Below are 13,633 nucleotides of genomic sequence, written 5' to 3' on the forward strand. Positions count from 1 at the left end.
ATGCGTCCAGGCATGGCTGAACTTCCCTGTCCTTGGAAGATGTCTTGCCTATTCTACCGTGCCGAGGCCCGCTACCGTGTCTTCGACTCGACGGCGCTGACCAGCGTGCCGAGGTCCTCCCCTTCGAGCACGCGGGTGACGTTGCCGGGCGTCTCCAGTCCGAACACGCGAATCGGCAGGGTGTTGTCGCGCGCCATGGACAATGCGGAGGCGTCCATGACCGCGAGGTTGTCCACCAGGGCGCGGTTGTAGCTGAGCTGGGTGAACATCTTCGCCTGGTCGTCCTTACGGGGGTCGGCGGTGTATACGCCGTCCACGCCGTTCTTGCCCATGAGGACCTCGGAGCAGTGAATCTCCAGGGCGCGCTGGATGGACACGGTGTCGGTGGAGAAATAAGGCATGCCGGCGCCGGCGCCGAACACGACCACACGGCCCTTCTCCAGATGGCGGATGGCCTTCAGCGGGATGTACGGCTCCGTGACCTGCGTCATCTGGATTGCGGACTGCACGCGGGTGGCCTGCCCCTCCTGTTCGAGGAAGTCCTGCAGCGCAAGGCAGTTCATGACCGTGCCGAGCATACCCATGTAGTCGCCGCGAGAACGGTCGATGCCGGCCTGCTGCAGCTCGGCGCCGCGGAAGAAGTTGCCTCCGCCGACCACGATGGCGACCTGGACGCCATGCCTGACGGCCGCGGCCACCTCTCCGGCGATACGACGCACGACGTTGGGGTCGATGCCGATGTGGCCGCCTCCGAAGGCCTCTCCGGAGAGTTTGAGCAGGACCCTTCGGGGGGATGAGGGGGAAGGAACCGAGTTGTTGGAACAGTTGTCAGCCATGTGACACCTTTCGTCTCGTGAAAAAACCGAAATCCATGGTAACGGTGAACAATGACAACGACGACCGTGCTCACCCACAAAAAAAGACGGCCCCCGAAGGGGCCGCCTTCATCATCATGCCGAATCACGGATGAGGGAGGACCTACTCCTCCTCGCCCTTGCCGACCTCGATGCGGGCGAAGGACAGGGCCTTGCCGCCGACTTCCTTGAACAGGTCGCCGACCGTCTTGGACGGGTCCTTGACGAACTGCTGCTCAAGCAGGACGTTGTCCTTGAAGAAGGCGTTGAGGCGACCCTCGACGATCTTCGGGACGATCTTCTCCGGCTTGCCTTCGGCAAGGGACTTCTCAGTGGCGACGCGACGCTCGGACTCGACGACGTCGGACGGCACGTCCTCACGGGTCAGCCACTTGGGAGCCATGGCGGAAATCTGCAGGGCGGCCTCATGGGCGACCTTGGCACCGGCCTCGTCGGTGACGATCATGGCCACGATGCTCGGCGGCATCTCAGCGGACTTCTTGTGGGCGTAGACCTCGACGTGGGGGCCTTCGACCTTGGCGTACTGGCCGAGCTTGACGTGCTCGCCGAACAGCGCGGCGGCCTCTTCGATGGCCTCCTTGACGGTGCCGTCCTCGGCGGCGGCCGCAAGAACGGCGTCGGCGTCGGCGGCCTCGGCCTTGACGGCGTCGGCGAGGATGCCGTCGGCGAACTCCACGAACTTCGGGGTCTTGGCCACGAAATCGGTCTCGGAGTTGAGCTCGGCGGCGTAGCCGACCTGGCCATTGGCGGACTCGACCACGGTGGAGGCGATGGTGCCTTCCTGGGCCTTGCGGCCTTCGCGCTTGCCGGCGGCCTGAATACCCTTGGCGCGGATGATTTCCTTGGCGCGGGCGACGTCACCTTCAGCCTCGGTAAGAGCCTTCTTGACGTCCATCATGCCGGCACCGGTGTCTTCACGAACCTGCTTGATGAGAGCGGCAGTGATCTTTGCCATAGCTTTTCTGTCTCCTCAAATACATGTACGACCGTGTTGTCACGATCATTACCATCATAAGACGTCAGCCGCTCGCTTTGCGCGAACGGCTGAAATCATAAGGTCACTCGGCCTTGGCCTCTTCGGCCTTCGGCTTGTCGGCTTCGGCCGCGGGGGCGGCCTCGGCGTCGTCCTTCTTCAGCAGCTCGGTCTCCCACTCGGGCAGAGGCTGGGCCTCGTCCTTGCCATCGGCCTTGTCGGCGGCCTTGCCGGAACGCTCCAGCAGACCATCGGCCACGGCGTCGGCGGCGAGGGTGGTCAGCAGTTCGACGGCGCGGATGGCGTCGTCGTTGGCCGGAATCGGGTAGTCGACGAGATCGGGGTCGGTGTTGGTGTCGACCAGGGCGACGACCGGGATGTGCAGCTTGTGGGCTTCCTCGACGGCCAGGGATTCCTTGTTGATGTCCACGACGAACAGGGCGGAGGGGGTGCGGTTCATGTTACGGATGCCGCCAAGCTGCTTGACCAGCTTGTCCTTCTCGCGCTCAAGAAGGAGGAGCTCCTTCTTGGTCAGACCGGAGGAGTGCACGTCGGAGAAGTCGATCTCCTCGAGCTCCTTCATGCGGGCGACGCGCTTCGACACGGTCTGGAAGTTGGTGAGCATGCCGCCGAGCCAGCGCTCGGACACGTAGGGCATGTTGACGCGGGTGGCCTGCTCGGTGATGGCCTCCACGGCCTGCTTCTTGGTGCCGACGAACAGAATCGTGCCGTTGTGGGCGACGGTGGCCTTGATGAAGTCATAGGCCTTGTCGATCAGGTCGAGGGACTTGAACAGGTTGATGATGTGGATGCCGTTGCGCTCCATCAAGATGTACTGCTTCATCTTGGGGTTCCAGCGGCGGGTCTGATGACCGAAGTGAACGCCAGCCTTGAGCATCTGGCTCATGGTAATCTGTGCCATGCCATATACCTTTCTTGTCGGTTGTTTCCTGGTCATGCGCACCTGCGTGCAACCTTCTCGAGGAAGGCCGACCGACACAGGCCGTCGCGGGCATGACGCGTATTTCACGTGCGGTTTCGGATCGTTGGAATGCGGTTTCCCACGGCTGCGACCCCATGGGAGACCAAAAAAGCACGCGATTTTCTATGATAGCACATCATCAAAGCTACCGGGAACGCATCATCCTCATGGCCTGACGGCGCTCCTCCTTCTCCAACCGGTCGAGATACACATGGCCGTCCAGATGGTCGCATTCATGCTGGAGCATGCGACCCATGAGGCCCGTCCCCTCAAGCGTCACCGGCTTGCCGTCCAGGTCGATGCCGGACACCCTCGCGTAATCCGCGCGCCGGGTCTTGTACCATAGCCCGGGAACCGAAAGACATCCCTCGTCTCCGTACTGTTCCCCACGCGTCTCCTCGATCACGGGGTTGAGGATGTATCCGACCTTTCCCTCGATGTTGTAGGAGAAGGCGCGGAGCCCCACACCGATCTGGTTCGCGGAAAGACCGGCCCTGCCGGGATCGTCGACGGTCTCCAGCAGGTCCGTCACCAGACGTTCGATGGCTGGCGTGATGCTGCGGATGGGGTCGCAGGGCGTGCGCAGAATCGGATCCGGCACCACACGAATCTCTCGAATTGCCACTGGTCTTCACTCCTTGTCGTCGTTGTCGTCGGCCGTTTCGCCATGTTCAAGGGTATCCGAGGCCTCGACCTCGCCCTCCGCGGAGTCGTGGCGCTTCTTCGACATGCCCGCGAGGGAGTCGCCGACGTTCTTCGCCTTGCCGAGCATGGGCTCGAGACGGTCCCTCGCCTCCTTGATGCGGGGAATCGCGTTCTCCTGGGCCTTGTCCATCAGGGGCGAGATCGATTCCGTTGCCTTCTCCAGCAGCTGCTTGGACGATGGTACGGGCTGCGTCCTGCCCGACGGCTTCGGCGCATACATCACCTTGTCGAGAAGCTCCTCGTACCGCCGAAGCACCGCGGGACGGACCACCTTCATGCTGGGGGTGAGCGTACCGTCGTCCTGGTTGAATTCCTTGTCGAGGATGATGAACTTGCGAATCGACTCCGCACGGGAGACGGTGGCGTTGGCACGGTCGACATACTGCTGGACCAATGCCCTCACGGCATCGTTCTCGGCCGCCTGCGCGGCGTCCATGGATGCGTCGAGGCCCTGGGCCGACAACCACGAGGCCAGCATGTCGGGATCCAGCGTCACCAGCGCCGATATGAACGGACGTCCGTCCCCGATGACCACGGCCTGCGAGACGATCGGGCAGGTCATCACGGTGTCCTCCATGGGGGCCGGCGAGACGTTCTTGCCCCCCGCGGTGATGATGATGTCCTTCTTGCGACCGGTGATGAAGGTGAAGCCGTTGTCGTCGATGCGCGCGAGATCGCCTGTGTGCAGCCACCCGTCCGGTTCGAGAACCTGCGCGGTGAGTTCCGGCTGCTTGTAGTAGCCAAGGAAGACGCTCGCCCCCCTGATCATCAGCTCGTCGTCATCCGCGAGCCTCACCTCCATGCATCCGGGAAGCCCGACCGAACCGATCTCGTTGCGGTCCTGGAAGTTCACCATGCAGGGCGCCGCGGTCTCGGTCATGCCATACCCCTGAATGAAGGTGATGCCGTCGAAGCCGTTGAAGAAATGGGCGAGATCGGTGTTCAGCGGGGCGCCGCCGCATGCGAGGTACTTGAGGTTCGGCCCCAACGCCGACCGGATGGACGCGCCCACCGTCTTCATGTAGAAGACGTGTTCGATGCGAGCGCCCAGAGGATGCCGCCCCTTGTCCTGTTCGTCCTTGGACCATTGGATGAAGTGGGAGACCGCCTTGGCGAAGATGCGACCCTGCAGGCCGGCACCGGCCTTCTGCGAGGCGGCGTTGTACACCTTCTCGAACACACGGGGGACCCCGAGAAGATACGTGGGCTTGAATCCGCGCAGGTCCGCGAGCAGATGCTTGGCGCCGGGAATGTATCCGACCACGCCATGCGAGCCTATGGCCACATACTGGATGTATCTGGCGAAGCAGTGCGCCAGCGGCAGGAACAGCAACAGGCGGCTCGGCTGGTAGAGCATGTCGTTGAGCACCTCGTAGCCGTTGAGCACGGTGTGGGTGAAGTTGCGATGGGACAGCATCGCGCCCTTGGGCTTGCCCGTGGAACCGGACGTGTACACGATGGTGGCGAGATCGTCGGCCTTCACCGCATCGATGGCGGCGTCCAGCTCCTCGTCGGAGACCTGTCCTCCGAAGTCGATGACCGCGTCCAGGCCCTCCGCCTTGAAGTTGAACACATACTGCAGGCACTCCTGGTCCTTGCGGATCAGCTCCAGGGTCTGGGCATGCTCGTAGTCCCCCGCGAAGGCGATCCGCGGCTGGACGTCACCGACGATGTTGGCGGTCTGCTCGGGAGAGTCCGTCTCGTACACCGGCACGCTGACCGCGCCGATGGCGGCGCATGCGAAGTCCACCACGCCCCATGGGTAGCAGGTGGCCGAATAGATGACGACGTTGTCCCCGGCCTTCACACCCAATCCCATCAGCCCCTTGGCCACCTCGCGCACCGTATGGTGCATCTCGGCGGCCGTGACGTCATGCCACTGGCGGGTCTCGTCATCCTGCCATTGCGCGATGCAATCCTCTGGATCACGGGAGAACCGGTGGGCGAGCAGTGAGTAGATCGTGTCCTTTTCCGTGGTGGGATGAATGACATCCACTGAATATTCACGCAGCATAGACACTACTATAGGACGCTTCGCATGCGTCCCACGCCACCCCGCCGGAAACCCGCACGCGGCCTATCAGCCGAAGTCAAGGAAGGTGCAGACCCAGCGGGAGCCCCACCGCCGCAGGACGATGCTGGACTGGTAGATCTCCTTGCCGATGGTCAGCCCCGCGCAGGCGTCGAAATGGTCCGGATTGAGCACGGTGCCGTACAGGTACAGCGGCACGGGAGGCAGATTGCCGTGCAGGGGGCTGTCCTTACGGCTCAGCCGCAGCAGCTTCGCCATGAACTCCAGACGGCTGATGCCCTTCTCGGTCACATTCCTGTCGAGGGACCTTCCCGAGAGACGGCCTCGCGCCACATCGGAGGCAAGGCACACCAGCTGGAAGGCCCTGACCGCCACATCCGCGCTCTCCTGCATGCTGAGATCGCTGGGAACCAGACGGTTCACGCGGACCCTCACGCCGCCCGGAGCGCCGTAGCATCCCGGCAGAATGAATGAGAACTCGCCCTCATGCTCGGGATCCTGCTTGAAATCGTACATCTTCTCGCCCTTCCTGGCTCGACCCCGTGGGCGCTCGTCTGTGCGCACCCGTTTAAGGGGGTTGTATACAAGCATGAGGGTGAACGCTCACAGAGTCAAGTCGACAGCGGAAAATATGGACAATTCAGGCGAAAAACCGGCCTGCAATCGTTGACATCGAAACAGCAAACGTTTGACCCCTCCCACCCGGCGTGTCGAAAAAGGGGGCAACAACGACGATGGGTGGCATACGCCACCCATCGATTGCAAAAACCTATGCGGAAAAGACGTCACAGGCTCTCGTACGGCGTCACCACGACACCGCAACGCTGGAACTCCTTGACGTCAAGGTATCCCGTGGACGCCATGGCCCGACGAAGCGCGCCGATGAAGTTCACGGTGCCATCCGCCTGATGGCTGGGCCCGAACAGAATCTGACGCATGTCGCCCGCGGTGCCCACATGGAAACGGCGGCCGCGCGGCAACTCGGCATGATGGGCCTCGGCGCCCCACAGTTCGCCCTGGCCGGGGGCCTCGGAGGCCCGTGCCAGCGGAGCGCTGAGCATGACGGCATCCGCGCCAAGGGCGAACGCCTTGACGAAGTTGCCCGAGACGCCAGTGCCGCCATCGGCGATGACATGCACATAGCGCCCACCGGACTCATCCATGTAGTCGCGTCGGGCCGCGGCCACATCGGCGATGGCCGTCGCCATCGGGGCGTGCATGCCGATGGTGGTGCGCATGGTGGAGACGGCGCCTCCGCCGATGCCCACCAGCACGCCGGCGGCGCCGGTGCGCATGAGATGCAACGCCGCCTGATAGGTCGCCGCGCCACCCACGATGACCGGGACGTCAAGCTCGTAGATGAACTTCTTCAGGTTCAGGGGTTCATGCGAGCGCGACACGTGCTCGGCGGAGACCGCGGTGCCTCGGATGACGAACAGGTCGACGCCGGCCTCGAGCACGGTGGAATAGAACTCCTGGGTGCGCTGCGGCGTCAGCGAGCCTGCGACGGTCACGCCTGCATCACGAATCTCATGCAGCCTTTTGGTGATCAGATCGGCCCGGATGGGAGCCTTGTACAGCTCCTGCATGCGTGCCGTGGCCTGCTCCTGCGGGGCCTTCGCGATCTCCGCGAGCAGCGGCTCTGGGTCGTCATAGCGGGTCCACAGCCCTTCGAGATCCAGGACCCCGAGGCCTCCCAGACGCCCCAGCTCGATCACCGTGGCCGGGCTCATCACCGAATCCATGGGCGCGCCGATGACCGGGATGTCGAACTCGTAGGCGTCCACCTGCCACGCCGTCGACACATCGCCGGGGTCACGGGTGCGTCGCGACGGCACGATGGCCACATCGTCCAGGGAATAGCACAGACGGCCGGACTTGCCCAGGCCGATTTCAGTCTCTTGAGTCATGCTTCTTAGGCTAATGCGCCGTGACGACGATACCGCCCCGTGTGAAACTGGACATTATTCGCATGATGAAACATGAATCGTGTATGAAAAGGATGTTGTATCGATAACGCATGCGATCATGCCGTTAGAAGGAGTACTATCCCATGGCGAAAATCAAAGTCGAAGGCAAGGTCGTCGAACTTGACGGCGACGAGATGACCCGTGTCATCTGGAAGGACATCAAGGACCGTCTCATCCTGCCGTACCTCGACATCGACCTCGACTACTATGACCTCGGCATCGAGAACCGTGACGCGACCGACGACCAGGTGACGATCGACGCCGCCGAGGCCATCAAACGCGAGCACGTCGGCGTCAAGTGCGCCACCATCACCCCGGATGAGGCCCGTGTCAAGGAATTCGGCCTGAAGAAGATGTGGAAGTCCCCCAACGGCACCATCCGCAACATCCTCGGCGGCACGATCTTCCGCGAGCCGATCGTCATGAGCAACGTGCCCCGTCTCGTGCCCGGCTGGACCAAGCCGATCGTCGTGGCCCGCCACGCCTTCGGCGACCAGTACAAGGCCACCGACTTCAAGGTGCCGGGCGCCGGCCGGCTCACCGTCACCTTCACCCCCACGGACGGCTCGGAACCCATCGAGCACGTGGTCTACGACTACGGCGAGGACGGCGGCGTGGCACAGGTGCAGTACAACGTCAACGACTCCATCCGCGGCTTCGCCCGCGCCTGCTTCAACTACGGCCTCATGCGCCACTACCCCGTCTACCTCTCCACCAAGAACACCATCCTCAAGGCGTACGACGGGCAGTTCAAGGACATCTTCGCCGAGGTGTTCGAAACCGAGTACAAGGAGAAGTTCGAGGCCGAGGGCCTGACCTACGAGCACCGGCTCATCGACGACATGGTCGCCAGCTCCCTCAAGTGGCACGGCGGCTACATCTGGGCGTGCAAGAACTACGACGGCGACGTGCAATCCGATTCCGTGGCCCAGGGCTTCGGCTCGCTGGGACTCATGACCTCCGTGCTCATGACCCCGGACGGACAGACCGTCGAGGCCGAGGCCGCACACGGCACCGTGACCCGCCATTACCGTCGCTGGCAGAAGGGCGAGAAGACCTCCACCAACCCGATCGCCTCCATCTTCGCCTGGACCGGCGGCCTCAAGCACCGCGCGGACCTCGACGGCACGCCCGAGGTCCGTCATTTCGCGGAGACCCTGGAGAAGGTCATCGTCGACACCGTCGAAGGCGGCCAGATGACCAAGGACCTCGCCATGCTCATCGGCCCCGATCAGGCGTGGCTGGACACCGAGGGCTTCATGAACGCATTGGACGAGAACCTCGCCAAGGCGCTCACCGCCTGACGTCCGATATTCCCGACGACTCCATATTCCCGGAGGATGCCCGGCGTGCGCCCGGCATCCTCCTTTCTTTTACGGGTTTCTTTACGGAATCTCATTACGTCCGCCCCCGCATGCGTCTGCGAAATGCCTTACAATCCCCATAGCCGGTAATTACAACGGACCATGGGCCCATCCGAAACGACCCGTGGGTCCCAGTGAAGGATGTGATGTATGTCTGTGCGTGGATGGAGCAATCGCGGCGCGGCCCTCGTCGGGGCGCTGACAGGGCTGGCCATGCTGTTCTCGCTCGCCGCATGCGGCGAAACGAACGATGCCTCGCCAAACCCCTCCGGCGCCTCCGTCTCCGGGACGACGACCACCCCAGCGGATATGGGGTCGGCCTTGGTGTCGCTTCCCGACGACGGCATCACGCTTTCGCAAAGCACCCCGTTGAACAAGTGGACCAGGCTGAACGACGACATCACCGATTCGCTCGTCGGTCTCGGATTCGACAAGGACGACGTCGAATCCGTCAAATCCAAGACGCTGGACGACCAGGCCGACGCCATCGAGGACTATGTCGCCGAACATGGCTCCCCGGCCGCGCAAGGCAAGGCCTCGGGCACCTCCTCCCCATCGTCCAAGGCGACCAATGCATCCAAGGATCCGAGGAAGCGCACCGTCGTCATCGCCCCCGTCGCCGACCCCGACGACATCACACGCCAATACGGCGATTACGTCTCGCAGACCGTAAAGACGTCGGACGGCAAACAGACCGCCGGCACCAAGCATCTGGTATCGGCGTTGAACGCGGCGAAGAAATCAGGCATGTCCGTCATCCTCGTTGCCAACACCGTGGAGGGGTTCACCTCCGATACGTATGTCGGCATGTCCACGGCACGGGAGATCGCGCATACGCAGGCGACACTGGTGGCCAACAAGCTGGCGCTCGCCCAGACGACCGCCAAAAATCCGAAAAGCATCGAAATCATGCTGCCCGCCAGCGATGACGACGAGACCAACAAGGAGGTCTTCGCCGGCATCTGGCAGGTGCTGGGACCGTACTTCCGCTCCGGCGTCGCAGTCAGTCCCTCGGGTCTGCTGGATTCCTCCAGTGATGAGAACAGCTGGAGCAAAGTCGTGTTCAAGGCTTCCGATCAGAACGCCGCGAAATCCGAATTCATGCATCGTCTCGGTGCGGACGGAAAGTCCTCGCTCCGCCCATCAGTAGACGGTGTGATAGCCATGAACGACATGGTGGCGGCGGGCGTCACCAGCGCGCTTTCGGATATGAAATACCAAGGGTCGGCCGCCGACATCAATCCCGAAATCACCATTGGGGGCATCGTCGACAATATCGCCGGCAACAGGGATCTGAAAAAAGACAAGGTGCCGGAACCCAAGAAGGACGATTCGTCCTCCGTCGAACAGTCGCCGTCCAAGAAGGACCAGACCTCGTCCGGGACCGTCGACGATCCGGCATGGCCCATCGTCACCGGATACGGCGTCTACCTGTCCAACATCCTTCAGGTCGTCAACGGCCACCAGTGGAGCACCGGTCTGGAGAACCGCAAACAGTACGCCGACGACATCGCACTGGCCGTCAAGGCCTTGAACACGGGAACGGCCCTCACGAAGGTCGATGGCCTCAAAATCGCGGGAACCACCGAAATGAACGGCAGCAAGGTGCCCACCATCCATGAGGACATCATCAGCGTCTCCGCCAGCAATATGAAGAAGACCCTTATCGACCCGGGGTACATCCGTCCGGCCGACGCGGGACTCTAGAATCCGGAATCTAGGGCAATCCAATATGGATTCGGCCAGCCGCATGTGCGATGCGTCCGGCCGAATCCATATGCCGGCATGACTCAGACGGCTTTCCTAGGCACGTATATGGTCTGGTCTATCAGCTTGGCATACCGCTGCTCTATGACTGCGCGCCTGGCTTTCATGCTGGGTGTCAGCATGCCGTTCGACTCCGTGAAGTCCTCGTCGAGAATCTCGAATTTGCGGATGGATTCCGCGCGTGACACCAGCGCGTTGGCGGCGTCCACGGCGCGATCGACCTCCGTCGCGATAATGGGGTTGTCTTTGGCTTCGGCCAACGAAGCCACCGGTTCGGCGCCCTGCGACTTCAGCCATGCATTCGCGTCGGCCAGATCGATGGTGATGAGAGCGGCGATGAACGGCCTCCGATCACCGATGACAAGACACTGGTCCACGACCGGCGAGGTCATCACCGACGCCTCAAGGATGCCGGGCGAGACGTTCTTGCCTCCCGCAGTGATGATCAGGTCCTTTTTGCGACCGGTGATGGTGATGAATCCATCGGCGTCGATATCGCCAAGATCGCCGGTATGCAACCATCCGTCGACAATCTGACGTGTGGTGATCTCGGGATGGTTATGGTAGCCCTTGCACACCGCGCGGCTTTTGACGCACAACTCGCCGTCATCGTCCACGCCGAAACTCACGCCTTCCAACGGCAGGCCGACCGTGCCGATTTTATAGCCGGACGTCGGGTTCACACAGGCCGGGGCGCAGGTTTCGGTCATGCCATAGCCTTCGAGCAGAGGCAGTCCGATGCCATTGAAGAAATGGGCGATGGAATCATCCAGAGGCGCGCCGCCGGACACGGCGTATTCGACATGCCCTCCGAACACGTCCATGATACTTGAATAGATCAACGTGTTGTACAGTGAATGCTTGGCGCTGAGGCCAAGGGGCATCTTCTCCCCTGACTGCTGGACGTGGGACCATGCGCGTGCCGTATCCGCCGCATCGTAGAACAGCCTGCCCTTCAAGCCCCTGCCTGCTTTCTGAGACGCGGCATTGTAGATCTTTTCGAAGATGCGTGGCACCGCGAGCACGAAAGTCGGCTTGAATGCCTGGAAATCCGGAATGATGGTCTTCAAGTTGCTGGAAAGTCCCAAGGTCACGTTCCCGGCGAAGCAGAAGAACTGCATGTATCGCGCGAACACATGGGCAAGAGGCAGGAACAGCAGCAGCCTGCGGTTGGGCTTCATGGCGATGTCGGGCATGGAATTGCATCCTGAGTACGCGATGTACACGAAACCACCATGGGTGAGTTCGATGCCTTTGGGGGCTCCCGTCGATCCCGACGTGTACACGATCGTGGCGAGATCATCCCCGTTGACGGCGTTCTCACGGTTCCAGAACTCGTCGTCGGCGATGGTACGCCCGAATTCGGCAAGCGTGTCGAGTGCGCCAAGGCCGATCACATAGACGTCGTTGAGATATGCCGCCTGGTCACGAATCGACTCGACCTTGTCGCGCTGGACATCGTCTTCGACGAACGCCATGCGTACCTTCGCGTCATTGAAAATCATCTTGACCTGAAGCGCCGAGTTGGTTTCGTATACCGGCACGGTCAGTGCGCCAATCGACATGATGGCGAGGTCCAACGCGGTCCATTCCCAACGCGTATGGGAGATCACGGCCACGGAATCGCCTTTGGTGATGCCCTTGGCGATCAGTCCCTTGGCCAAGGAAATCACGAGGCCCTGGAATTCCTCGGCCGTGAACGACTGCCATTCCCCGTTGCTGTCCTTGTATTCCACGAGGGAATCCTGCGGCGTACGTCCTGCCCTCTCCTCCAGGATGGAAAAGATGTTCTTGTTCGAATCGACGCTGATCGTTTCAGGACGAGTATATTCCTTCAGCATACTTGCTCCCTGTCTTTGACTCGCTACTTTGGATTCTACACAATGGGTGGGGTTTGTCGTGTATATCGGTGGCGAATCGCACACATCACAACGGTTTCAACACGATGCGCTGTGGATTGACGGCATGCTCGGGATCCATGTACGTTGTCCTGCCCGTTTTCATGCCCCAATGCACGCAGGATTCCCCACAATGGTCCGAACCGCCTCGAACCGTGGCGAACCGCTGTCCCTGCACCACCGCGGAGCCTGGAGGGAGATCGCTGACGGCCGGCTCATACGTCGTGATGATGCCCGCATCATGTTCGATGGTGACGACATGCTTCGTGGCGACCGTTCCCGCGAATGCGATCCGTCCGTCCTCTGGAGCGATGAGCCGTTGATTCTTCACCGTGGACAGGTCGACTCCACGATGCCCCGGCATCCACGGCTGTGACGGATTGTCGAAGGAACGTGTGACGACCGGCCCATTGCCGTCATCGACATCGATCGGCCAGATATACGCCATGCGACATGAGGAATACCGGGAGGCGATGTCGTCATGCGCTGACGCGTACTCGGAAGACCGCATGATGGATACGGCACCTGCGATCATGCCTATGAGGCAGGCGACCGCTACGAGCCGTAGACGTGTATCGTTCCGTCTGCGTTCGTTCTCCTGCCGAATCCAGCTCCGACGTCTGCGTATGCGATGTCGCCTCATGTGCCCTCCTCCTTTTCTGCAGGTCATGGTTTCCATCGCATCAGCAATGGGTCTTTCCAGTACATCAGAAAAACGGGGAAGGCAGCGTAATCTGCCGATGATGTTGATGAACGTGCATCAGCGTTGTGAATATTGAGAATATGAGGCAATATGAAACAACAACCACGGTAATCAATCACATGCGTTGTGGTGTGGGTATGGGAGGTCCCCGGTGGCGATGTGGCCTGTCGGGGGTCCCCGCGTCTGGATATAAGAGGAGGCCCGGTGGCGTGTGCCATCGGGCCTCCTCGTGAAGAATGTGTTGCGGCGGTGTGCTACTCTCCCACACCCTGTCGGGTGCAGTACCATCGCCGTGCCGGGTCTTAGCTTCCGGGTTCGGAATGGGACCGGGCGTCTCCCCCGGGCCATGACCGCCGCAAAATCT

The 13,633-nt window shown here is 61.7% G+C and carries 11 protein-coding genes and 1 rRNA gene; 2 read left to right on the forward strand and 10 right to left on the reverse strand.

Annotated features, from left to right (window positions below; translation table 11 throughout):
- Positions 1–71 precede the first annotated feature (71 nt).
- The 7 genes from pyrH to KIH77_RS10280 form a co-directional block, all read right to left on the reverse strand.
- Positions 72–836: a UMP kinase gene (gene pyrH / locus KIH77_RS10250; RefSeq protein ID WP_219101565.1), complete on the reverse strand. Its 765-nt coding sequence runs from the start codon at positions 834–836 to the stop codon at positions 72–74.
- Between the two features lie 142 nt (positions 837–978).
- On the reverse strand, positions 979–1,830 hold the full coding sequence (gene tsf, locus KIH77_RS10255; protein ID WP_219101567.1) for a translation elongation factor Ts: 852 nt from the start codon (positions 1,828–1,830) through the stop codon (positions 979–981).
- 103 nt (positions 1,831–1,933) lie between these two features.
- A complete protein-coding gene (gene rpsB, locus KIH77_RS10260) occupies positions 1,934–2,770 on the reverse strand; it encodes a 30S ribosomal protein S2 (protein ID WP_219101569.1) in 837 nt (278 codons plus the stop codon).
- 205 nt (positions 2,771–2,975) lie between these two features.
- Positions 2,976–3,455 (reverse strand): peptide deformylase, encoded by a 480-nt coding sequence (def, locus tag KIH77_RS10265; protein WP_219101571.1) that lies wholly within the window; start codon positions 3,453–3,455, stop codon positions 2,976–2,978.
- Positions 3,456–3,461: 6 nt separating this feature from the next.
- Entirely contained in the window at positions 3,462–5,549 is a 2,088-nt protein-coding gene (locus KIH77_RS10270) for an AMP-dependent synthetase/ligase (RefSeq protein ID WP_219101573.1), read from the reverse strand.
- A gap of 66 nt (positions 5,550–5,615) precedes the next feature.
- Positions 5,616–6,083, reverse strand: coding sequence for a hypothetical protein (locus KIH77_RS10275; RefSeq protein ID WP_219101575.1), 468 nt, complete (start codon positions 6,081–6,083; stop codon positions 5,616–5,618).
- Positions 6,084–6,352: 269 nt separating this feature from the next.
- A complete protein-coding gene (locus KIH77_RS10280; RefSeq protein ID WP_219101577.1) occupies positions 6,353–7,477 on the reverse strand; it encodes a GuaB3 family IMP dehydrogenase-related protein in 1,125 nt (374 codons plus the stop codon).
- A 143-nt stretch (positions 7,478–7,620) separates the two neighbouring features.
- Between KIH77_RS10280 and KIH77_RS10285 the strand changes: the two genes are divergently transcribed.
- Together KIH77_RS10285 and KIH77_RS10290 are read left to right on the forward strand one after the other, a co-directional pair.
- A complete protein-coding gene (locus tag KIH77_RS10285; protein WP_219101579.1) occupies positions 7,621–8,841 on the forward strand; it encodes an NADP-dependent isocitrate dehydrogenase in 1,221 nt (406 codons plus the stop codon).
- Positions 8,842–9,051: 210 nt separating this feature from the next.
- Positions 9,052–10,608 carry a substrate-binding domain-containing protein gene (locus KIH77_RS10290; protein WP_219101581.1) on the forward strand — a complete coding sequence of 519 codons (1,557 nt, stop codon included), beginning with the start codon at positions 9,052–9,054 and terminating at the stop codon, positions 10,606–10,608.
- An 83-nt stretch (positions 10,609–10,691) separates the two neighbouring features.
- Here the strand turns inward: KIH77_RS10290 and KIH77_RS10295 are convergent, their stop codons facing one another.
- The 3 genes from KIH77_RS10295 to rrf form a co-directional block, all read right to left on the reverse strand.
- Positions 10,692–12,509, reverse strand: coding sequence for an AMP-dependent synthetase/ligase (locus KIH77_RS10295; protein WP_219101583.1), 1,818 nt, complete (start codon positions 12,507–12,509; stop codon positions 10,692–10,694).
- Positions 12,510–12,594: 85 nt separating this feature from the next.
- A complete protein-coding gene (locus KIH77_RS10300) occupies positions 12,595–13,077 on the reverse strand; it encodes a M23 family metallopeptidase (protein ID WP_219101585.1) in 483 nt (160 codons plus the stop codon).
- 433 nt (positions 13,078–13,510) lie between these two features.
- A 5S ribosomal RNA gene (rrf, locus tag KIH77_RS10305) occupies positions 13,511–13,627 on the reverse strand.
- Positions 13,628–13,633: the final 6 nt, after the last annotated feature.

The organism is Bifidobacterium pluvialisilvae (genome assembly GCF_019331695.1).
Classification (GTDB): domain Bacteria; phylum Actinomycetota; class Actinomycetes; order Actinomycetales; family Bifidobacteriaceae; genus Galliscardovia; species Galliscardovia pluvialisilvae.

Bases quoted from the DNA above. Each gene is read 5' to 3' on its own strand.
- pyrH (WP_219101565.1), bottom strand. From the start codon at position 836: ATGGCTGACAACTGTTCCAACAACTCGGTTCCTTCCCCCTCATCCCCC.
- rpsB (WP_219101569.1), bottom strand. From the start codon at position 2,770: ATGGCACAGATTACCATGAGCCAGATGCTCAAGGCTGGCGTTCACTTC.
- KIH77_RS10280 (WP_219101577.1), bottom strand. From the start codon at position 7,477: ATGACTCAAGAGACTGAAATCGGCCTGGGCAAGTCCGGCCGTCTGTGC.
- KIH77_RS10290 (WP_219101581.1), top strand. From the start codon at position 9,052: ATGTCTGTGCGTGGATGGAGCAATCGCGGCGCGGCCCTCGTCGGGGCG.
- KIH77_RS10295 (WP_219101583.1), bottom strand. From the start codon at position 12,509: ATGCTGAAGGAATATACTCGTCCTGAAACGATCAGCGTCGATTCGAAC.
- tsf (WP_219101567.1), bottom strand. From the start codon at position 1,830: ATGGCAAAGATCACTGCCGCTCTCATCAAGCAGGTTCGTGAAGACACC.
- KIH77_RS10285 (WP_219101579.1), top strand. From the start codon at position 7,621: ATGGCGAAAATCAAAGTCGAAGGCAAGGTCGTCGAACTTGACGGCGAC.
- KIH77_RS10300 (WP_219101585.1), bottom strand. From the start codon at position 13,077: ATGCGGTCTTCCGAGTACGCGTCAGCGCATGACGACATCGCCTCCCGG.
- KIH77_RS10270 (WP_219101573.1), bottom strand. From the start codon at position 5,549: ATGCTGCGTGAATATTCAGTGGATGTCATTCATCCCACCACGGAAAAG.
- KIH77_RS10275 (WP_219101575.1), bottom strand. From the start codon at position 6,083: ATGTACGATTTCAAGCAGGATCCCGAGCATGAGGGCGAGTTCTCATTC.